This window comes from Paenibacillus sp. 7523-1 (genome assembly GCF_002276415.1).
In the GTDB taxonomy this organism is placed as follows: Bacteria; Bacillota; Bacilli; order Paenibacillales; family Paenibacillaceae; genus Paenibacillus; species Paenibacillus illinoisensis_A.
The window spans coordinates 76,746-97,578 of the sequence record NZ_NPBR01000028.1 but is presented as its reverse complement, the minus strand read 5'-3'; the positions used below and the strand labels follow the sequence as shown (position 1 = coordinate 97,578).

General features: G+C 47.1%; 18 protein-coding genes. 9 read left to right on the top strand and 9 right to left on the bottom strand.

Annotated features, from left to right (window positions below):
• Positions 1-22: 22 nt before the first annotated feature.
• A complete protein-coding gene (locus CHH60_RS26255) occupies positions 23-1,312 on the top strand; it encodes a multi-tm2 domain protein (RefSeq protein WP_095361890.1) in 1,290 nt (429 codons plus the stop codon).
• Positions 1,313-1,436: 124 nt separating this feature from the next.
• Here CHH60_RS26255 and mtnB read toward each other — a convergent pair whose 3' ends face one another.
• From mtnB to CHH60_RS26220, 7 genes are all read right to left on the bottom strand, one after another.
• Positions 1,437-2,090, bottom strand: coding sequence for a methylthioribulose 1-phosphate dehydratase (gene mtnB / locus CHH60_RS26250; protein ID WP_095361889.1), 654 nt, complete (start codon positions 2,088-2,090; stop codon positions 1,437-1,439).
• A gap of 2 nt (positions 2,091-2,092) precedes the next feature.
• Positions 2,093-2,770: a 2-hydroxy-3-keto-5-methylthiopentenyl-1-phosphate phosphatase gene (locus tag CHH60_RS26245; protein ID WP_095361888.1), complete on the bottom strand. Its 678-nt coding sequence runs from the start codon at positions 2,768-2,770 to the stop codon at positions 2,093-2,095.
• The gene (locus CHH60_RS26240) at positions 2,767-3,990 is read right to left on the bottom strand and encodes a 2,3-diketo-5-methylthiopentyl-1-phosphate enolase (RefSeq protein ID WP_176476217.1); all 1,224 of its coding nucleotides are present in this window, start codon (positions 3,988-3,990) and stop codon (positions 2,767-2,769) included. The genes CHH60_RS26245 and CHH60_RS26240 overlap by 4 nt, the downstream gene beginning before the upstream one ends.
• Positions 3,987-4,847: a pyrroline-5-carboxylate reductase gene (gene proC, locus CHH60_RS26235; protein WP_176476216.1), complete on the bottom strand. Its 861-nt coding sequence runs from the start codon at positions 4,845-4,847 to the stop codon at positions 3,987-3,989. Before proC ends, CHH60_RS26240 begins: the two co-directional genes overlap by 4 nt.
• Before the next feature lie 36 nt (positions 4,848-4,883).
• Complete coding sequence (locus CHH60_RS26230) at positions 4,884-6,131, bottom strand: glutamate-5-semialdehyde dehydrogenase (RefSeq protein WP_095361886.1); 1,248 nt, start codon at positions 6,129-6,131, stop codon at positions 4,884-4,886.
• 61 nt (positions 6,132-6,192) lie between these two features.
• Entirely contained in the window at positions 6,193-7,296 is a 1,104-nt protein-coding gene (gene proB / locus CHH60_RS26225; RefSeq protein WP_095361885.1) for a glutamate 5-kinase, read from the bottom strand.
• 358 nt (positions 7,297-7,654) lie between these two features.
• Positions 7,655-8,863, bottom strand: a complete 1,209-nt coding sequence (locus CHH60_RS26220; RefSeq protein ID WP_095361884.1) for a pyridoxal phosphate-dependent aminotransferase — start codon at positions 8,861-8,863, stop codon at positions 7,655-7,657.
• A gap of 253 nt (positions 8,864-9,116) precedes the next feature.
• On the opposite strand from CHH60_RS26220, the gene CHH60_RS26215 reads away from it, so the two are divergent.
• The 4 genes from CHH60_RS26215 to CHH60_RS26200 all read left to right on the top strand — a co-directional run bounded on the left by CHH60_RS26215 (position 9,117) and on the right by CHH60_RS26200 (position 13,158).
• Positions 9,117-10,139: an ABC transporter substrate-binding protein gene (locus CHH60_RS26215; RefSeq protein ID WP_095361883.1), complete on the top strand. Its 1,023-nt coding sequence runs from the start codon at positions 9,117-9,119 to the stop codon at positions 10,137-10,139.
• Between the two features lie 189 nt (positions 10,140-10,328).
• Positions 10,329-11,963, top strand: a complete 1,635-nt coding sequence (locus CHH60_RS26210; RefSeq protein ID WP_255248097.1) for an AraC family transcriptional regulator — start codon at positions 10,329-10,331, stop codon at positions 11,961-11,963.
• 101 nt (positions 11,964-12,064) lie between these two features.
• A complete protein-coding gene (locus tag CHH60_RS26205; protein ID WP_095361881.1) occupies positions 12,065-12,886 on the top strand; it encodes a carbon-nitrogen family hydrolase in 822 nt (273 codons plus the stop codon).
• Positions 12,887-12,972: 86 nt separating this feature from the next.
• Positions 12,973-13,158, top strand: a complete 186-nt coding sequence (locus CHH60_RS26200; RefSeq protein WP_095361880.1) for a hypothetical protein — start codon at positions 12,973-12,975, stop codon at positions 13,156-13,158.
• Between the two features lie 193 nt (positions 13,159-13,351).
• On the opposite strand, the gene CHH60_RS26195 is transcribed toward CHH60_RS26200, so the two are convergent.
• A complete protein-coding gene (locus CHH60_RS26195) occupies positions 13,352-14,296 on the bottom strand; it encodes a LysR family transcriptional regulator (protein ID WP_095361879.1) in 945 nt (314 codons plus the stop codon).
• A gap of 339 nt (positions 14,297-14,635) precedes the next feature.
• Here CHH60_RS26195 and leuC point away from each other — a divergent pair, with 339 nt between their 5' ends.
• Together leuC and leuD are read left to right on the top strand one after the other, a co-directional pair.
• Positions 14,636-16,057 carry a 3-isopropylmalate dehydratase large subunit gene (gene leuC / locus CHH60_RS26190; RefSeq protein ID WP_095361878.1) on the top strand — a complete coding sequence of 474 codons (1,422 nt, stop codon included), beginning with the start codon at positions 14,636-14,638 and terminating at the stop codon, positions 16,055-16,057.
• 31 nt (positions 16,058-16,088) lie between these two features.
• Positions 16,089-16,691, top strand: a complete 603-nt coding sequence (gene leuD / locus CHH60_RS26185; RefSeq protein WP_095292742.1) for a 3-isopropylmalate dehydratase small subunit — start codon at positions 16,089-16,091, stop codon at positions 16,689-16,691.
• 137 nt (positions 16,692-16,828) lie between these two features.
• Here leuD and CHH60_RS30430 read toward each other — a convergent pair whose 3' ends face one another.
• On the bottom strand, positions 16,829-17,398 hold the full coding sequence (locus tag CHH60_RS30430) for a hypothetical protein (protein WP_255248094.1): 570 nt from the start codon (positions 17,396-17,398) through the stop codon (positions 16,829-16,831).
• Positions 17,399-17,739: 341 nt separating this feature from the next.
• On the opposite strand from CHH60_RS30430, the gene CHH60_RS26175 reads away from it, so the two are divergent.
• Positions 17,740-19,152 (top strand): N-acetylmuramoyl-L-alanine amidase family protein, encoded by a 1,413-nt coding sequence (locus CHH60_RS26175; protein ID WP_095361877.1) that lies wholly within the window; start codon positions 17,740-17,742, stop codon positions 19,150-19,152.
• A 257-nt stretch (positions 19,153-19,409) separates the two neighbouring features.
• Complete coding sequence (locus CHH60_RS26170) at positions 19,410-20,819, top strand: N-acetylmuramoyl-L-alanine amidase family protein (protein WP_095361876.1); 1,410 nt, start codon at positions 19,410-19,412, stop codon at positions 20,817-20,819.
• The last annotated feature ends 14 nt before the right edge of the window (positions 20,820-20,833 follow it).

Genomic DNA, 20,833 nt, shown 5'->3' with positions numbered 1-20,833 from the left:
TAGCATTGCCTGAAAAGAAAGGATGACGACTGTGCAATCAGATCGCAACAAAATATTTGCATTTTTATTAAATGTGATCCCGGGTCTTGGTTTTCTCTATTGGGGTCGAACCGCTAAGGCGATGATTTATCCATTACTCGTGTTTGGCTCTTTGATAGGTGCCTTCATGTTGATGGTGGTTACAAATGAAAATGATCTCATGATTTTCGGAGCACTCGCAGCTTTTTTCTTCTGGTGCATCAACATGCTGGACATCATCATTGTTCTGCTGCGTACCCCTTCTGCACGTAATGCTCATTACAGGGGCTACGAAGCTCAATATGGTCCATATCCAGGAGGTCCATATGAACAGGGCTATCCGGATCCAAATGGCGTTATGGAGCCAATGAATGGGGAAGAGATGCGTCAGCATTCTGCAGGTGGCTATGGTATTCCTGAGGGTACATACGGCCAACCCGTGTATCGCAAAGGCAGTGAAGGTGAACGATTCTTTACCATTTTACTGTCATTCATCCCAGGTCTGGGACATCTTCATCTGGGGCTGCTGCATCGGGGACTATCCTTTTTGATTGCATTCTTTGGTTCTTTCGCGATGATGGTCTTTGTTGCATCCATTACCAATGAAGAGACCTTTCTGATGTTTCTGCTTATTCTGCCAGTCATTTGGGTTTACTGCATGTTTGACGCTGTGCAGCATGCACATCGAAAGCAGGCAGGTGAAGTCTTGCAGGACCGTACGTTGTTCGAAGAATTGGAAATGGGCAGAGCATCCGGACGACGCAGCAAGGTGTTAGCTACCCTCTTGTCGGCTTTTCCAGGGGCAGGTCATCTGTACCTGGGTCTTCAGAAGCGAGGAATGCAATTAATGTTCCTGTTCCTTGGCAGCATTTATATTTTGGACCTGCTGCATTTGTCCGTTTTTCTGTTCATGATCCCGCTCGTTTGGTTCTACAGCTTCTTTGATGGGCTGCAGTGTTCAAGCCGCTATGGCAGGGAACCGCTTACCGATCAACCGATATTTAAGGATTGGGCTAGACATCAGCGTCTGATTGGTTTCGGCATTGCAGCACTTGGCGTGTATTATCTGGCAATCCGGCTTGTCATTCCACAACTGAACGAAATGTTCCCTAATTTGTTTATGACGTATGAAATCCGTTCTTATGTGAATACGGTTATTGTTTCGCTATTGCTTATTTTTGGCGGATTGAAGCTGCTCTTTGGCAAGCAGCGTCCAATTGCGCAGCATAGCGGACTAAACGGAAAAGATGACGATTCGGCAAATCTGTTCCTGTTCAAGGATCGGGATAATTGATTGTAAATTAAGGTGAACTTTGGGCTTGTAGGAGCCCCAAAGTCAAAAAACACGCTATGAGCTGAACAATCAGTCATAGCGTGTTTTTGATTTTTGGTCCTGAATAACAGTGAGGAAATGATGGCTATTTCGAAATACCTTTCAGCAGCAGCTGACGATACATCACTTCGAACAAAAACTCAAACGCTTCCAGATGCCTTTTGGCTTCAAATGCATCTTTGCCCCAGGCATAAATGCCGTGATTGCGCAGTAAAATTCCCGGCACTTTTAAGTCAAGCACACCTGGAACCAGTTCGGCAATGGATGGAATATCAGCAAAGTTAGGCAGTACAGGCACACGAATCTCGGCATTTTCTTCCCAAATGTTAAAAGCCTTGATCAGCTCGATGCCTTGGATCGGAACATGACCTTCTGCGCCAAAGAACTCGCTGATCAGATTGTTGAATACAGTGTGTACATGGAATACAGCCCCGCAGCCAGTCAACCGATAGATTTCACAGTGAATCAGTGTTTCTGCACTTGGTTTCAGGGTTGTTGTTTCGATCGCTTTGCCATGCTTGTCCACAAACAGGAAATCTTCCGGCGTGCGAAGCGATTTATCCTTGCCTGAAGCCGTAACGGCAAAATAAAATTGCTCGGGATCAAACTCTCCCACACGCATCGACAGGTTACCGCTTGTTCCAGGGAACCAGTTGCGGCTGGCAAAGAGGGCTTTAATATCAGCAAGTTCCTCCAGCACCTGACGTTTGTGTTCCAATGTAATCTTTTCAAAACCCATCTTTACAGCACTCCTTGTGTTTGCTTCTGTTTCATGTCTTCCATAATATCGTAAAAGGTAGCAAAGGGCACATGGTCTACACCAAGTTCTATGCACTTGTCCGTCAGAATGGAACGGGAGTACACCAGATCGGCAATTTTGGCACCTTCAAAATCGGTTAGACTGTCTCCGATCAGAATCCGATTATATTGTTCTTCCGGGAATGTGCGGATTACCGTCGTTTTACACATACCACAGCCGTTCTCACAAGGGGGCTGACATGGATTAGGCCATTCAATGCGGATGAATTCCCCTGTAAAGTCTGCTCCGTTACAATAGACGTGATCTTGTGGAATGTTAAAGGGTGCAAGCAGTGGTTCGATAAAAAAGTCCATACCGCCACTGGTCACATTGAATTCAATGCCTTCGTTCCGAACATATTCCAGAAACTCGCCAAATCCCTCGCGGATGCCCGCTTGTCCAAGCACAAATTCAACAATTTCATCCTTTTGCGATGCAGGCAGCAGAGCGAACATGGCCCCGACGCCTTCACGCAATGATATTTTCTGTTCGACGGTGTCTCTCATGATCGGATCAATACCTTCGGGCTTAAAATGTTTCATGATCGCCACAATATTGTCCGAGAGGGTAATCGTACCATCAAAATCACAGAAAATGACCGTTTTCTTGTCACTTCTCATCGTTCTCCACCCCACAGGTCCAGTGCACTTTTCAATTCGGGGTGCTCAGATGCATACTCTGCAAGCGGAAGTCCGCGCTGTGCCGCTTCGATGGCTTGCAAGAATGCACGTCCACCCGCCTCAGTACCCATTGGATGTCCGTGGATACCTCCACCGGCGTTCACGATGACATCCGTGCCAAAATCACGGAGAATTAAGGGTACAAGACCTGGGTGAATCCCAGCGGATGGAACTGGCATGCTGGTTCTGACCGGGAGTTCTTTGGAGAGCAGCTGCTCCGTAATGGCCATATTCTCTTCTTTTGGCATGGTCACCGATCCATAAGGCGAAGGGAAGAGAACGAGATCCGCTCCAGCAAGACGCATCAGTTGACCCAGCAGCACCGAAGCGGATATCCCGTAATGCGGTGAAGGGTACAGTGCGCCAGCAAGGGCAGGATGTGCCATGATTGGCACGTTAATGTCAGGATCGCTTGTAAGCTCATGCAGAACGTCATATCCGTACGACAATACGTTAAACAACAGGGCATTGGCACCCGCATCAATCGCTCGTTCAGCCTGCTTCTTCAAACGCGAAGTTGGACCGGTTAGGTTGGTGGCATAGAGCAAATTCTTGCCAGTCTCCTGCCGGGCCTGTTCAGCAGCCTTCATGCAAACCTCAACTCTTTTTTCGATAGGTGTCAGCTTATTTTCAAACAGAATTTCGTCATCCTTGATCAGATCAACTCCGCCAAGAGCCTGACGGACAAACTGTTCGCGCAGCTCATCTGCATCCAGACCAATGACTGATTTGAAGATGCTCATTAACAAAGGACGATCATGAACACCAAGCAGATCACGAACCCCATTCAGTCCGAATTTGGGACCAGGGAATGCACTCAGGAATCCGTCCGAGAAGCCCAGTCTTGTCAGCTTGATCCGGCCATCCATCGAAATTTTGCCGAAGACGGTGACGAGCAGAGCCGGAATATCGCGGCTGAAGTTTACATCAGGATATCCGATCGTAATATCTGCATATCGTTCTCCTGGAGCCATGCCCTCATGTTCATGTACTTCTACGCTTATCACTTCGCCAAGATGTTTCTGCATGGCTTCACGCTTGGCTTGCGGCAATTCAGTCCAACTGCCGACAGTCATGCCGACTGCTATGGATTCCGCCTTTTTGCGGAAATCTGCACGATCATCATGCAGACGATATGTGGCAGTACACATGTTGTTCATCGTAAATCTCCTTCCAAAGCAGCTCCCATCTCCCGTGAGCGCTCTGCGCAGCGGTTGACGGCTGCAATCACGTTTTCAAAGAAATCGCCCTCATCCAGTGTTTTGAGTGCTGCCTGTGTGGCACCTCCAGGTGAGGTAACATCACTGCGAAGCTTCATGGGTTCCGCTCCCGTTTGCTGAACCATTCTCGCCGCACCAAGTACAGTTTGAACAGTCAGGTCGCGGGATTGCTGGCTGGACAGTCCGCCACGGATCCCCGCGGCAATCATGGCTTCCATCAAATAGTATACATAAGCCGGGCCGCTTCCGGAAATACCCGTGAGCACTTCCAGTTTCTCTTCCGGAACAATGGTGACAATGCCCACAGCTTCAAACATCGTCATAACCGTACTGCGCTGCTCATCTGTAATTTCGGCGGAGAAGGCAAGTCCTGTTGCACCAAGTCCAATCGTACTGGATGTATTCGGCATGGATCGAGCGATCGGTTGTTTGCGGCCGAGAAGTGTTTGCATCGTTCGGATGGATAATCCGGCGATGACAGAGACAATAAGCTGGTCCGGTGACAGGAGGGGACCAAGCTCACGAAGAGCTGCCGCAGCGTCTTTTGGTTTCATGGCAAGTACAATAACGGGAGAAGCGGAGAGCACTTCCGATGATTGGGAGGCTGTTCCTGTGCGAACGGCATAACGAGTACTCAGCTCTTCCTGACGTTTCTGGTTGCTCCGGTTCAGCATCGTAATATCCTGCGGGCGTACAACGAGGCGGGAGATCAGTCCGCGCACAATGGCTTCTGCCATGGCACCTGCTCCGTGGAAAGTAATCTTTTGTTGTAATAACGTCTGTTGTTCTTGACTCATGGTTATCGTTCCTCCTATATGGCTGTAGCTGCGATATTATTTCCGAATTTGTCCATTGCCGGTAACGCGGTATTTGGTAGAAGTAAGGGCAGGCAGTCCCATTGGACCACGAGCATGCAGCTTCTGTGTGCTTATTCCTATTTCGGCTCCATAACCGAACTCGAATCCGTCCGTGAAGCGTGTGGAAGCATTGTGATAAACTGCTGCAGCATCCACGTCATGCAAAAAGCGTTCCGCATGTGCTGTATCACGGGTGACAATGCATTCGGAATGTTTGGTGCCATAAGTTGCAATGTGCTGCATGGCTTCTTCCAGGCCCTGCACAACTCGTATATTCAAAATATAATCATTATACTCTGTACCGTAGTCTTCTGCCGTCACGGGAAGGGCAGTAGGGACCAGACGACGAGTCGTGTCACAACCCTTTAATACAACATTCGCTTCACGGAATTGTTCGGCCAAGGCAGGTAAATGCTGTTCTGCATAAGCAGCATGAAGCAGCAGGGTTTCCATGGAATTACATACGGATGGGCGCTGTGCTTTTGCGTTGATCGCAATTTCTGCTGCCATGACCGGATCCGCCGTTTCATCCACATACGTATGGCAGATGCCTGCACCTGTTTCGATGACCGGTACCGTTGCATTGGCCACCACGTTGCGAATCAGTGAAGCACCGCCTCTTGGAATAATGACGTCCAGTAGCCCATTCAGCTTGAGCATTTCATCGACGGAAGAGCGGTTAGCGTCTTCCACGAGCTGCAAGGCATCCGGCGGCATGTCTGTTTTGGCTAATGCCTGGTGGAGCACTTCCACAATACGACGATTGGAAGAGAGGGCAGAAGAACCCCCGCGCAGCAGAACGGCATTGCCAGTCTTGAGGCATAGCCCTGCTGCATCAACCGTAACGTTAGGACGGGCCTCATAGATGATGCCAATCAGGCCAATTGGCACTCTCAATTTTTCAATGTGAAGTCCATCTGGACGCGTAAATGACTCCAGTACTTCACCAACAGGATCTGGGAGTTCAACAATCTGACGCAATCCCTCCGCAATTCCCGCGATACGCTCTTTGTTCAAAGCGAGACGATCAAGCATGGATTCTGGAGTCCCTTGCTCTCTGCCACGTTCGAGATCTTCCGCATTGGCCGTAATAATGGATTCCGATTCCGTAATAAGCGCATCAGCCATGGCAAGCAAGGCTTTATTTTTCTGGTCTGTACTCAAACGGTTTAACTGTGGAACAGACGATTGAGCTTTGCTGGCTTTTTGTCTTACTTCACTCATCTGAAATTCCTCCTTCATTTATGCAAGTTCATGTCCCTATCCAATTCAATACAATTACTTGTTATTTTAACGTAATCCACTCGTCTCGATGGATGACCTCAAGCCGATGGATGGCATTCAGGGTTTTCATGACTTCTCCGCTTGGCAAACCTGCGATAAGGCGAAGCTGATCATCATCATAATTGACAATGCCTCGGCCAAGCAGTGTTTCGTCCAACCCAATGACCTCGACAACGTCACCTGCGTGGAATGTGCCAAGCACCCGTTTGACTCCTACAGGCAGTAGACTGTGACCGCCGTGAACAAGAGCTTCTTCGGCACCAGCATCCACGACAACTGTACCGAGAGGTGTTGACATGAAGCCTAACCATTGTTTCTTGCGGGAGAGTGCGGCCAGACGAGTTTCAAAATAGGTCCCCTTGCCACAGCCCTCCACCGCGTTTTGCAAGTCTCCTGGTTCCTTGACGCTGCCCACAAAGACAGGCACGCCTCCTCGTGTTGCCACTTTGGCTGCATCGACTTTGGACCGCATGCCACCTGTACCAACCGATGAACCTGAACCTCCGGCATACGCATAGATTTCTTCTGTAATTTCAGGGATTCGATCATAACGCACAGCACTCGGATCCTTGCGGGGATCTGCCGTATAGAGTCCATTGGTATCCGTGAGAATAACAAGATGCTGGGCTTTCACCAAATTGGCAACGAGCGCAGAGAGCAGATCGTTATCCCCGAATTTCAACTCGTCTACTGAAACCGTATCATTTTCGTTGAAAATGGGAATGACGCGTTGTCTGAGCAGCTCTTCCACGGTCATGCCTGCGTTCCCCATCCGTTTCCGACTGTGGAAATCGGTTCTGGTTAGCAGAATTTGTGCTGTAGTAACGCGGTGCGCTGCAAAAGCCTGTTGATATGCCTGCATCAACAATGCCTGACCCACTGCGGCTGCCGCTTGTTTCTCATGCAGCATTTTGGGACGTTGAGGGTAACCAATTTCACGGAATCCGGCAGCAACGGCTCCAGAAGTGACCAGGAGAACTTCATGGCCCTGTTCATAGAGCGAAGCGATCTCACTGGCGTAAAATGATATGGAACTGCGGTCAAGGCCGCCTTCCTCGGTGGTAAGAGAACTGCTCCCAATCTTGACTACTATTCGTGAAGACATGCTTTCACTTCCTTAAACATAATGAATGAGATACCAATGGACCGTTATCCAGGTACAAAAAAAACTCCCGTCCTTTGTTGTAAAAAGGACGAAAGTTTGTTACTTCCGCGGTACCACCTTTATTGATGATTGCATCATCCGGCTCTCGCCCTGTAACAGAAGGCACTGTCCTGCATAAACAGGCCGCTCAGGGGTAGGTTTCGGAGAGAAGCCGCGGTAAATTCTTGCAGCCCGGTGGAATTTACTCTCTGGGCGCGGCTTGTTCTCTCGTACTGGTCCCGTCATCACGTTTCGTTCGATATTTGTTAATAACATACCATGGAAACTTGGCAGATGCAAAGGGGTATGCGGCCTTTAATTACTTAAACAAGTTCAGCTTGCCAATCCTTCTGGCAGCTTCCTCCAATCGCTTCTCGTCACTCAGCAAACCAGCGCGGACGTAGCCTTCTCCATGTGTACCAAACCCGATACCCGGTGCCACAGCGACTTTGGCTTCCCGAAGCAGTAAATCTGCAAATTCGGCTGAGGTAAACCCGGAAGGAACAGGCAGCCAGCTGAAGAAAGAACCCCCAGGCTTCGAAGCCACCCATCCGATGGAAGAAAGTGCTTCATATAATGCATTACGGCGGGATTCATACCGGGCGACCAGATCGGTAACACATTGTTGGGAGGAAGTCAGGGCAGCAGCTGCCGCTGCCTGAATGCCGCCGAATAGGCTAACATAAATGTGATCCTGCAGCAGATTGATTTTGGAGATGATCTCCGCATTCCCAAGGGCGAAGCCAACCCGCCAGCCTGCCATATTGTAAGTTTTGGATAACGTATAGAATTCAATTCCGACTTCCTTGGCCCCAGGCGCCTGCAGGAAACTGACCGGACGATGTCCGTCAAACCCAATCGCACCATATGCGAAGTCGCTGGCAACGACAATCTTGTTCCGTATCGCGAATTCAACGGTATCTTCATAGAATGACAGCGGGGCAGTCGCGGATGTTGGATTGTTGGGATAGTTTAAATACATCAGCTTGGCCTTATCGCGAACTTCATCCGAGATAGCCTCATAATCAGGAAGGAATGCATTCGACTCCAAAAGAGGCATAAAGGACATATGCGCTTTGGCAAGAGCGACCCCGGACCAGTAATCCGGATAACCCGGATCAGGAACGAGACATACGTCCCCGGGATTAAGCAGCACTTGCGGCAGCTGTACAAGCCCCGTTTTCCCGCCAAACAAAATGGCAACTTCAGTCTCGGGATCAAGGTCAACGTTATAATCTTCTTTATAACGTTTGGCGATGGCTTCCTTCAGGAAGGCATGTCCACTAAAAGGTGAATATTTATGATAAACAGGGATTTCGGCAGACTCTTGCAGTGTTTTTACGATATGCGGTGGTGTAGGAGTGTCCGGGTTCCCCTGACCAAGATTAATCACGTCGTGACCACTTGCGATTTCACGGTTAACATTTTGCACGAGTGTTGCAAAAAATTGCGTTGGCAGCTGTGTCATGACGTCTGAGGTAGGTATATCAAAGGCAGAACGACCCGAATTTTGCTGTAGATTACTCATTAATTTCATCACTCCGGTTCATAAAAATGGGAATAGTATTCATTAATTTATCACGCTAATCCCGAGCTGTATAGAGGGGATAAGTGATTTGAAGTCTTTTTGTCTACCGTGTAAATGGGTTTTTGTACAAAACCGAATTGACCAGATTCGTATTTGTCCATTGTCGAAGAAGATCCTTTATCTTATGATCTTTTACGATAATGATAATCAATATCATTAAGAAAACGTTTATCTATCTAGGGGGAAATAAAAAATGAAACAAAGCGGCTTTCGTGTGATGAGCACAACATTCATGATTGGAGCGTTATCCCTACTGCTGCTTGCTTGCGGCAATTCGTCCACTCACGGTTCAGGTGACGGAGAGACAACTGCTGCGGCAACATCCAATGACTCGCAGGCAGCAGCAGAGAACACCGGGCAAGAAGAGGTGGCAGAGGCAGACAACAAGAATGAAACGAAAATATTTAAAGACTGGACCGGGCACGAAGTGGAAGTTCCGACCTATCCGCAGCGTGTCATATACCACGGCGAGGTTACCGGGGATCTATTGGCTCTCGGGGTCGTTCCTGTAGGTATTCTTAAAAATGAAGGTACGGTATTCGATGATCAGGTGGCAGATGCAGAAGATGTTGGTTTTCCAATCAGTGTTGAAAAGTCGCTATCACTCAATCCTGACCTGATCATTTTCTCGAATGATGATGAAACGCAATACGAGCAGATTTCAAAAGTTGCTCCGACGGTGACGTTCAACTCCTTCTGGCCACTCGAAGAACGGATGCGATTCTTGGGAGATTTGCTCGGCAAAAAACTGGAGGCTGAAGACTGGCTTGCTGCACATGCCAAGGCAACAGAGGAAATGTGGAATCAGCTGCGTGCAAATGGGCTGAAGGAAGACGAAACCGCATCGGTATTTACCATGTATCCAGGTAATCGATTGTTCGTGATGGCGGGTGCAGGATTGCCCCAGCTGTTGTACGGACCTGGTGGTATGAAGCCAACCCCTGAAATTCAAAAGGTACTGGATGAAGAAGTAGGATTTGTTGAGATATCACAGGAAAAAATGGCAGAGTTCGCTGGAGACCGCATATTTATATTGAATGCAGTAGATCAAGCGGCACAGCAATCGACAGAAGAATTGATGAATAGTGTAGTATGGAATAATCTGCCTGCGGTCAAGGAGGGCAAGGTTTATCGTTTTGATATCGTCAAAGCATCGAGCGATGCTACATCAAGAGAGTGGCTTCTGCAGGAATTGCCGAAACAGATGATTCAATAAAAGACCAGTTCTTATCCTGAACAGGGCCTTCAACGTATCGTTGAGGGCTCTTATTAACGTTTTTGATCGTGTATAAGTGTCTTTTGTATATATGCTGGAATAATGAGGCTTTACGGCGTATAATCAGAATACATTAATGATAACCATTCTCATTCAGAGTAAGTATGAGGTGAAACGGAAGTGCAGCAAATGATCGCAAATGGTAATCCCCTATTTTTCTCCGCATTCCTGTTCCGATATGTTCATATTAGTCGTCATATCGAACCTTCTGAACAGGTTATGCTTGAAGTCAGCTGTGAACGGCATACGCTGCTGTTCTGTGAACAGGGCGAAGGCCGCATATATATCGGATCTGAGTTACATCCATTTATTTCAGGCAAGATATACCCCATGGCACCAGGAGAGAATTATCAGCTGGAGCATAACCGTTCTGGTGAGCTGAGATATACGGTGCTTCATTATGATGCCGTGCACATGGTAACAGGGGATCCGGAACTTTACACACGTTCTTTATTTGAAGAGAGGGACCAGATGAATGACTTTTCACCCGGCGCGTTATTCAGCATGCTGGATTTGTTGGAATCGGCTAGCCTCTATCAAACGGATGCAGAGTATAGCCGATTGAATGTACATTTTCAAAAATTGATGGAACTAGTGGTGTCCCGCTATACACTCCCCAAAACTGAGCAAAGCCCGGATGTCAGAGTACAGAGCACGATTCAATACGTGGACGAGCATTACGCTCAGGATATAAGTGTACAGAAATTAGCGCGGCTCGCGAATCTTCGACCAGCTCAGTTTACAGCTTTGTTTAGGCAAATTACAGGCCGCAAGCCTCTTGAATACCTGAACCATGTACGCATTGAACAGGCGAAGGAATGGCTGTCCCTTTCCGATGAACCTCTGCGCGATATTGCGGGTCGTGTAGGTTTCCGGGATGAGTACTATTTCAGCAGACGCTTCAGGCAGCACACCGGACTGGCTCCCCGGCAGTATGATCGATCTCTTCAACGACATACGCTTGTTCAAGATTGGGCTGGACATGAAGTAAACATTCCTGGACACCCTGAGCGGATTCTATTCTATGGAGATTCGGCAGGGGACTTACTTGCGTTAGGGCTTCCCGTGCTTGATGGCAAAGCGTATGATGTGTTACCTTCCATTGATTTGGAATGGACCGTGCAGAAGCAGCCGGATCTGATTTTGCTGGATAGCACGAATGAACAGTTATACCAGCGGCTTTCCCGTATTGCTCCTACTTTGATATACAATTCCCATGCGAAATTGGAAGAGCGCATGCGCAAAGTGGGAGGTTGGTTTGGCATGGAGATGGATGCAGAGACATGGATAGCATCGTATCATAGGAGAATCGAGGAGATGTGGAGCAGCATAAAACCATGGATTCAGCTTGGCGAAACGGCTTCGGTGCTTGTGCACCATCGAGGTGCCCGCCTGTTTGTCATGGGCAATATCGGACTGGCTCCGTTTCTATATCACCCGCAGGGATTTACGCCTGTATGCAAAGTGCAGGAAGCTCTAGCCGCAGGGAGGGCTTATAAGGAGATTTCAACAGAGTCGATAAGCCAGTATGCGGGTGACCATATCTTTGTCATGATGCCAGAGAGCGACGAAGCCAGGGGAGCAACCGAGAAGCTGTTTGAAAGTGATGAGTGGAAGGAACTCCCCGCCGTAAAAAAAGGAAAAGTGTACACGTTGAATGAGCTGGTGTGGAATATGGGAGATGCCTTATCGTACAGCAGATTGCAGAGCCTGTTCCCTGAATTGCTGAAACGAACTGGCCCATCCTCTCTAATCGTCCACTAGCAGCCATTGAAGTCATAAATAAGGTTGATCAAAACGTTGTTGCAGGCTTCGCGCGGATCAAGCTATGATAACAAGTATTACAGTTCGGAGGAGTGCACGTCATGACAAAACAACTACTGGGGGAAATGCGTGTTGCCCTGATTCAGGGTGACATTCAGCTTGGTAATCCTGAGGCCAATCATAAACATATGCAGACTCTGCTTGAGCAAGCAGTGGAACAATATCCGGATCTGGGGCTGGCCGTGCTGCCGGAAATGTGGAATACAGGTTACGCTTTGGAACAAATCCATGAGCTCGCAGACCCGGATGGGCAAAAATCAAGGGAGTGGTTATCGGCATTTGCCGAGAAGCACCAGATTTCAATTGTCGGTGGATCCATAGCAGAGAAGCGAAATGGACAAATTTTTAATACCATGTATGCCTACAACAGGGAAGGCAAGCAGGTTACACGTTATGATAAATTGCATCTGTTCCGCCTGATGGATGAGGAGAAATATTTGCAGCCAGGAGCTGAACCTGAAATTTTCGAACTGGAGAACGGTCTGACAGCGGGGGCGTCCATCTGTTATGATATCCGTTTTCCAGAACTAGCCCGCACGCTTGCATTGAATGGGGCCAGAGCATTGATCGTACCTGCAGAATGGCCGAATCCACGTTTGCACCACTGGCGCACACTGCTGACAGCACGCGCTATTGAAAATCAGATGTATGTGATTGCGTGCAACCGGGTCGGTAAAGGGGGAGACACCGAATTTTTTGGACACTCTCTTATTATTGATCCTTGGGGCGAAATTGTGGCTGAGGGAGGAGAAGGGGAAGAGATCGTGACCGGACTGATTCGCCCTTCCCTTGTTGATGAAGTGCGGGGACGCATTCCTGTCTTTGAAGACCGCAGACCTGGTATTTATTTTGGTGCAAAATAATAAAAAAAATAATTCCAGTAAAGTGTTTATTCTTCCAGGAGGCGGGTAATGATAACTATCCCGTCACCAAGGAGGATGATCAATCAATGGACAACCATGTGAAAGATACGCTCAGGAGACTGGAACAGGAAAACACAAGGGAAGATCACTTGAGGCCATTCTTAGAGAATGGAGCAGGAGGGCTATCACCGCCTGAACAAACCGTTCAGGACGAAGGCCGACTGGTCAATCAACAGAACAGGCTGACGAGTGAACGTAATTTGCGAAAATAAACAACATGACATGATTATCTCTTATGTACGTTTCTACGTTAACTTTAGATCATGATATCAGCAACATTGTGATGTAACGATGTACTGCGATTTCATGCAAGAACTTGATCCTGCTTATGCTGGAGAAGAGTATAGAACAAAGGCTTGGCCCACATGGGTCAAGCCTTTGTTTATTTTTGTTACTTCGAAATGACTAATTTACAGAGGCAGGATTCTCATTGTCTCCTTCCGAAAGCATGGCAACCGTCCGTTTAAACGTGTCAATAAAAGCTTCTGCCGCTTTGGACAGTACACGTCCCTGACGGTAAGCGACGACGAGAGTGCGACTTGGGACAGGTTCTGCAAGTGGTACATAGACAGGTACAAACTCACTGCGTGGTGCCCTGGCAATAAAGCGTGGAACAAGGGTAATGCCCATGCCTGTAGCTACAAGGGATTGCACGGTTTCTATATTATTGCTCTCAAATACGACTCTCGGATCGAATCCAGCCTGCTCGCACAGATCAAAGGTCAGTTTGCGGAAGCCCTGTCCTTTTTTCAGGACAACAAACGACTCGTCCCGAAGCTCCTCCATATGCACAGGGATCGGATGATCCGGATTCCCTCTGACGGCAAGGGGGTGATGAGGAGGTACCGCCAGATCAATTCGCTCTTCGCCGATTGCAACATATGACAGGCTTGGTTCCTGCAAAGGCAAGGAGAGCAGGCTGAGATCAGCTTTGCCGCTGGCTGTCAGCTTTTCCAGTGTTAGTCCTGCGTCTTCAAGCAGCGTTACTTCGATATCCGGATAGGCTTGCTGGTATGCGGGGAGTACATGCGGCAGAAGGTGGGACCCGGTGATCGGCATGCTGCCCACAACGACTTTACCCTTACGCAGCTGGGAGATATCTGACATTTCCTGTCTAAGCAATTCCACAGCATCCACAATCTTTTGGGCTTGCTCCACAAAGGTGACCCCAGCATGAGTTAACTCTACTGTGCTGGTATTACGCTGAAAGAGCAGAACGCCAAGCTCTTTCTCAAGTTTAGACAATTGCTGACTAAGCGAAGGCTGAGCAATATGAAGTTTCTCTGCCGCCCGGGAAAAATTCCGTTCTGCAGCAATCTGCAGCGTATATTGAAGTTGTCTGAATTCCATAAGCACATGTCATTCCTTTCGTTATGCCACCATTATATCATCATGGATAAATAAATCATTTTTCTGTTATGAATATATAGAAAAAGCATTGACACTCGCGGTGAAGCAACGTAGTATAAGTTGTACATGATAATGATAATTGTTATCAATTAAGAGCCGCTGTGGATACAGTGGTTTATTGTCGCTTAACTCATTATAGGTCAAACCTATTACATCTATAGATATTATATCTTGGAACAATGAAGGACAGGGTGATATATTTATGTCATTCAAGAGCTTCACGGTTTAGACAAAATCAGAGGCTCTTCCAAGGACCGAACTTATGATGAGGTGAAAATGATGAGTAAAAAAACGATGTTTGAGAAAATTTGGGAAAATCACGTAATTCATCAGGAAGAAGGAAAACCGAGCATTCTGTATATCGACCTGCACCTGGTGCATGAGGTAACTTCTCCACAGGCTTTTGAAGGCTTGCGTTTGTCAGGACGCAAGGTACGTCGCCCGGAACTAACGTTTGCGACAATGGATCACAACGTTCCTACCAAGGATCGTTTCAACATTACAGATCCGATTTCCAAGCAACAAATTGATACACTCTCTCAAAACTGCCGTGACTTTGGCGTAAAATTGTATGATCTGGATACGATCGATCAAGGTGTTGTACACGTTATGGGACCAGAACTCGGTCTGACTCACCCGGGTAAAACCATTGTTTGCGGTGACAGCCATACGTCCACACATGGTGCATTTGGTGCACTGGCATTCGGAATCGGAACCAGTGAAGTAGAGCATGTCATGGCTACTCAATGTTTGCAGCAAGCAAAAGCAAAAACGATGGAGGTTCGCTTCGTCGGGAAGCGTAATCCGGGCGTAACAGCAAAAGACATGATCCTCGCAGTGATTGCCAAATATGGCACAGACTTTGCAACAGGTTATGTTATTGAGTATACGGGCGAATCGATCCGTGAACTCAGCATGGAAGAGCGTATGACTGTATGCAACATGTCTATTGAAGGTGGAGCAAGAGCAGGCATGATCGCTCCGGATGAAACAACATTTGAGTATCTGCGTGGACGTGAATATGTACCTGCTGATGCCAAGTTTGATGAAGCTGTTGCAGCTTGGAAAGAGCTTGTTACAGACGAAGGTGCCGAGTTTGATCGTGTTGTAGAGATCGATGTGGAGTCCCTGATTCCGCAAGTAACTTGGGGTACCAGCCCAGGTATGGGAACGGATATCTCATCCAAAGTGCCTGTACCGGCAGAACTGCCAACTGAAAATGAACGCAAAGCAGCTGAAAAGGCGCTTGAATATATGGGTCTTACACCTGGAACACCGATTTCTGAAATTCCTGTAGACTATGTATTTATCGGTTCTTGTACGAATGGACGGATTGAGGATCTGCGTGCGGCAGCCAAGGTTGCCAAAGGCCATACCGTGTCCAGCAATGTTACGGCAATCGTGGTTCCTGGCTCAGGCCGTGTTAAAATTCAAGCCGAAAAAGAAGGTTTGGACAAAATCTTCACGGAAGCAGGATTTGAATGGCGTGATGCAGGATGCAGCATGTGTCTTGCAATGAACCCGGATGTATTGAAACCAGGACAACGTTGTGCATCAACATCCAACCGTAACTTTGAAGGACGTCAAGGACGCGGAGGACGTACCCACCTGGTATCTCCGGCAATGGCTGCAGCAGCAGCGGTTAAAGGTCACTTCGTTGACGTACGTGACTGGAATTTCAAAACGGAAGCAGTTATCTAACAGGTAACGGACAGAAGGGAGAACGGATCACATGGAAGAATTTAAAACACTGCAAGGCATCGTTGCACCGGTAGACCGGGTCAATGTAGATACAGACGCGATCATTCCAAAACAATTTTTGAAGCGGATTGAACGTACAGGATTTGGACAATTTTTGTTCTACGAATGGCGTTTCGATGAAGAGGGGAATAACAATCCTTCCTTCGAAATGAACAAATCCCGTTATGAAGGAGCATCCATTCTGATTTCCCGTGCAAACTTCGGCTGCGGCTCATCCCGTGAGCATGCACCTTGGGCAATTATGGACTATGGATTCCGTTGTGTCATCGCACCATCTTTTGCAGATATCTTCTATAACAACTGTTTCAAAAACGGCATCCTGCCAATTAAATTGTCTGAAGAGCAAGTAGAAGATCTGTTCCAGCGTACAGCTGCTCATGAAGGCTATGAACTGAATGTTAATCTGGAAAACAAAACGATTACCGATGCACACGGACTGCATATCGATTTTGATCTGGATGAACATCGTCGTCAATTCTTGCTGCAAGGTCTGGATGATATCGGTCTGACATTGCAACATGATGATGAGATTACAGCGTATGAGCAGCGTCATGCCGCAAAACTGTTTGGATAATCTCTGACATATCGAATAAAAAAAGCTTCTGCTTCTCCGTAGGAACGTTGTTCCGATCAGAGACAGAAGCTTTTTCTATTATCCAGTGCTGATTAATCTTGCTGCCTTGTTAGAATTACACATTTAAACCAAGTGATCTATACGTAGAATTCCTGATTGTTTTTTGCTGAATACTTCAATATGTAATCCCCGTCATTTTTTTTATCTCTAGATGCGATTTTGATCCTAGTATAGTCCAGTCGCGTCTCTCGGAGCACACGCTTAACTGCTTGAATTCCAAGTGTCTCATCCATTACAAGGCAGTAAATATTTAAAGCGTACTGGGGGACTGGATTTGCCGTTTTGCCCATATCATGTCCATCTACAATGCCGAGCCCTTTCCACCCTAGCTCACTTGTCAGTGCCTCACTGGCTTTATCCTTGAGCCATAGATCACGTTTGCTGCCTGTCAGACTTTTCATCGGATATTGAATAATCAGCATGTAACCATCGTCTTCAGAAGCTTGTTTGTAACCTTGGTCAGAGTAGCGATGAAGAAAATCAACCTTGAATTCGTCCTCATTGCTAAACGAGGCTGGAAAATCCATTCTGGTCGTTGTACCAACCGTACCGACTTCGCCGATATGCTCCACAACCTGATCCTCTTCGATCCAGTATTCTGCGTAGAGCAGCCTGCCATTGGATGCTTGTTTATACAAAGTGATCACTGGTTTCCCTCCTTCGAATAAAATGACTTTCATTCTTTTTTTACAATACAAAGTAGATTGGACAATTGGCTATGTATGGGGGTCTATTTATGGTGCCTAAAATATAATAGCATCAATAGATGATATTTTTGACAAGATATTCAATTCCTGTTGACTAAAAAGAAGATATTTCTCCAATTTGATTTCTTTTTTCTTGTTGGTTCCGACTAAATATGACAACGTTGTAACCGGATGAAAAGCTATTATCTGATAAACTGATTAGTATATTATGGAAGGTTACATAGAGGACTTGTCGAAGGTACAGTCAAAGGTACAGAACACGACAGATTGGTGGATGATCTATGAAGAAATGGTCGGCTGCAGTCGTTTTCTTTCTGTTTTTGTTTTTATTTCCTATCGCAGCACATGCAGGCGCGGCGCCCTCTATTGTTCTTGATGGTGTAACCATAGATCAGGGATCCGGGGCGCCAGCGGAGAATGTCGGAAAGACGGTAATGATACCGATCCGCATGGTTTCAGTAAACCTCGGTTATCAGGTGAAGTGGGAAAAGGAAACCAAGTCTGTTCTGGTTCAAAAAGGGAGCCGCAGTATAGCAATGACGGCTGGTAGAGATACAGCAACAGTCAATGGAAGGCCTGTAGAACTGGATTCGCCACCTTTGGTTAAACAAGGAACGACGCTGGTCCCCTTGCGCTTCGTCGGAGAAGGCATGGGGCTTGAAGTAGGATGGGACAATGGAACCAAGACAGTCAGCCTACGCACCGCACCGCCAGTCGCAGAACAAGATGAAGAGGATGAGGATGAGGCTACGACAACTCCTTCTCCCAGCTTGAATGCTGAGCTTCAGAGTATCAGCTTCAGCAGTAATCGATTGATGATAACGACAAGTGGAGAAGTCAAGCCGAAACTGTCCACTCTCGGTGCACCGGATCGGATTATTGTAGATATGCCTGAAACCACGTTCTCTGAGTCTTTCATCCAAGGACAGGACTTCAGTTCGGATGGAAGTGGCAGCATTGTCGTTACAGATTCCACTGTGGTATCCAAGGTGCGATACGCCATGTTCAGTCATTCACCATCCACGGTTCGTATTGTGTTTGATCTGAAACAATCCGCTACGGCTAAGTGGTCGCTTGGAGATAACCATGTGCTGCTCGTTGATCTGACAGCAAGCAATGGGGAGTCTGCCAGTCAACCTGCCTTACCAACGGATGACGGCAAGAAAATAGTGATTATTGATCCCGGGCACGGCGGGAGGCAGTCGGGAGCAGTAAGTATCTCCGGAAAGTATGAGAAGGACTTTAATCTTGCAGTGGGTTTGAAAGTACAAGCACTGCTGCAGAAGCATGAAGATATTCAAACGGTGATCACACGACAGGATGATACTGAACTTACCTTGCAGCAGAGAGTCGAGATGGCAGAACTTAATCAGGCGGACCTTTTCATATCTATTCACGGGAACAAATTTACGACTCCTGATCCGAATGGAATAGAGACGCTCTATAGTCGGATAGAGAGCAAAACGCTGGCCGATGTGCTTCATACACATATCATGCCAGTTGCAGGCCTCAAGGATCGTGGTGTTAAAATGGTCAGCCTGCATGTAACTCGTGAGACGTCTATGCCAGCAGTTCTGCTTGAGCTAGGTTTTATGAGCAATCCAACAGATGAAGCACTTATGCTCACAGAAGATTATCAGGACCGCTGTGCAGAAGCAATTGTAGATGGAATTATAGAATTTTTAGGGCTTTAAGTCCGATTATTCGTAAATACGCAGTTTAGGAAAGCTCGTTGTTTTCGGATGTTTAATTGATAAAAAAGGAAATAAAAAGACATTAAAATGTAGAAAAAGCTTGATTTGACAACGTTTTTTTTCTGTTATGTTGGAATATATTCGCAACTTTTGAGAGTACGGGGCGTCTAATAGGTGTCTGGTAATGCCCACGTGGTCAGTCGGAGCTGTAAGTCACAACATGCGGCGAAAAAATATGAGAATGGTAGGGGTGAAGGATGAAGAAGTTCGGTTTTTTGGTACTGTTATTTGTCTTTGGGCTCGTTTTCCCGGGCTATAGTCATGCGGCTGTGGATACGAAAATTATCCTAGACGGGAAAGAAATTGTGCAGCCATCGGATGCCAAAGCGGAAATCATCAATAGCAAAGTGATGGTGCCGATTCGGGTTATTTCCGAGAGTCTGGGGTACGGTGTGGAATGGAAGCAAAGTACAAGCACCGTGACGATAAGCAAAGACAACACTGCCATGCAGATGATTGTAGGACAGAAGACGGCAACGGTGAACGGCAGTAACGTGAACCTGGATGCCCCGCCACTCGTAAAAAATGGTACGACTCTTGTGCCACTCCGATTTATCGGTGAACAAATGGGTCTTAAGGTGGGTTGGAACAACACTACGAAGACGGTAACATTAGTTACCCAGAATTCTGGTTCCGGAAACGGGACAACAACTCCTCCGAACTCCGGCAATAATGGCGGGAGTACGAATGAGGAAGGTCTTGTACTGGTGAACGGCATCAGCTTCAGTGACAACCGCTTCTTTATTGCAACCAGCGGAGAAACGAAGCCGAACGTCTTCACGATGACAGGACCGGATCGGATTGTTATCGACTTACCTAATACAGCATTTGCTGATTCTTTCAGTGAGGGACAAGCTCTTGACAGCAACCAGAATGGACAGCTTGTAGTCAGCGGTTATCCCGATGTTTCCAAGATTCGGTATTCGTTATACAGCAACAGCCCTTCTACGGTTCGTTTTGTCATTGACCTTTCCAATGCCAAAGGTTATGACGTTCAAAACGATTCGGGTTTGATTATGGTTGATTTGAACAAACAAGGCGCGACACCTACCCCTCCAGTTGGAGATAATGGCAAGAAAGTTGTCGTCATTGATGCAGGACACGGGGATCATGATCCTGGAGCAATTGGTGTTACCGGTAAACGGGAAAAGGATTTCAACTTGGCAATGGCTTTGAAAGTGGAAGCACTGCTGAAAAAAGAGTCTAAAATTGACGTTGTGTTAACCCGCAGCGATGATACTTTTCTGGCTTTGAGTGAACGTGTGAAAATTGCCGAAAAGGTAAACGCGGATATTTTTATTTCCATTCATGCCAATAGTGGACCTGCTGCTGCGAACGGTGTAGAAACCTTCTATACTCGATCCACTAGCAAGGAATTGGCTACCATCATGCATAAATATCTTTTGCAATCTTCGGGATTAAAGGATCGTGGCGTGAAAACGGCAAGCCTCCATGTTACCCGTGAAACAACAATGCCAGCTGTTCTGCTGGAGGGCGGTTTCCTGAGCAATAAGAGTGATGAAGCAGCTCTGTTCACTGAAAGTTTCCAAAACAGTGTTGCCAAGGGTATTGTTGCAGGAATCAAGGAGTATCTGGGAATTAAATAAGGGTTAACCCTTAT

Excerpts from the sequence above, each read along its gene's own strand:
- CHH60_RS26255 (WP_095361890.1), top strand. The coding sequence starts at position 23 with ATGACGACTGTGCAATCAGATCGCAACAAAATATTTGCATTTTTATTA.
- mtnB (WP_095361889.1), bottom strand. The coding sequence starts at position 2,090 with ATGGGTTTTGAAAAGATTACATTGGAACACAAACGTCAGGTGCTGGAG.
- CHH60_RS26245 (WP_095361888.1), bottom strand. The coding sequence starts at position 2,770 with ATGAGAAGTGACAAGAAAACGGTCATTTTCTGTGATTTTGATGGTACG.
- CHH60_RS26240 (WP_176476217.1), bottom strand. The coding sequence starts at position 3,990 with ATGAACAACATGTGTACTGCCACATATCGTCTGCATGATGATCGTGCA.
- proC (WP_176476216.1), bottom strand. The coding sequence starts at position 4,847 with ATGAGTCAAGAACAACAGACGTTATTACAACAAAAGATTACTTTCCAC.
- CHH60_RS26230 (WP_095361886.1), bottom strand. The coding sequence starts at position 6,131 with ATGAGTGAAGTAAGACAAAAAGCCAGCAAAGCTCAATCGTCTGTTCCA.
- proB (WP_095361885.1), bottom strand. The coding sequence starts at position 7,296 with ATGTCTTCACGAATAGTAGTCAAGATTGGGAGCAGTTCTCTTACCACC.
- CHH60_RS26220 (WP_095361884.1), bottom strand. The coding sequence starts at position 8,863 with ATGAGTAATCTACAGCAAAATTCGGGTCGTTCTGCCTTTGATATACCT.
- CHH60_RS26215 (WP_095361883.1), top strand. The coding sequence starts at position 9,117 with ATGAAACAAAGCGGCTTTCGTGTGATGAGCACAACATTCATGATTGGA.
- CHH60_RS26210 (WP_255248097.1), top strand. The coding sequence starts at position 10,329 with ATGATCGCAAATGGTAATCCCCTATTTTTCTCCGCATTCCTGTTCCGA.
- CHH60_RS26205 (WP_095361881.1), top strand. The coding sequence starts at position 12,065 with ATGACAAAACAACTACTGGGGGAAATGCGTGTTGCCCTGATTCAGGGT.
- CHH60_RS26200 (WP_095361880.1), top strand. The coding sequence starts at position 12,973 with ATGGACAACCATGTGAAAGATACGCTCAGGAGACTGGAACAGGAAAAC.
- CHH60_RS26195 (WP_095361879.1), bottom strand. The coding sequence starts at position 14,296 with ATGGAATTCAGACAACTTCAATATACGCTGCAGATTGCTGCAGAACGG.
- leuC (WP_095361878.1), top strand. The coding sequence starts at position 14,636 with ATGAGTAAAAAAACGATGTTTGAGAAAATTTGGGAAAATCACGTAATT.
- leuD (WP_095292742.1), top strand. The coding sequence starts at position 16,089 with ATGGAAGAATTTAAAACACTGCAAGGCATCGTTGCACCGGTAGACCGG.
- CHH60_RS26175 (WP_095361877.1), top strand. The coding sequence starts at position 17,740 with ATGAAGAAATGGTCGGCTGCAGTCGTTTTCTTTCTGTTTTTGTTTTTA.
- CHH60_RS26170 (WP_095361876.1), top strand. The coding sequence starts at position 19,410 with ATGAAGAAGTTCGGTTTTTTGGTACTGTTATTTGTCTTTGGGCTCGTT.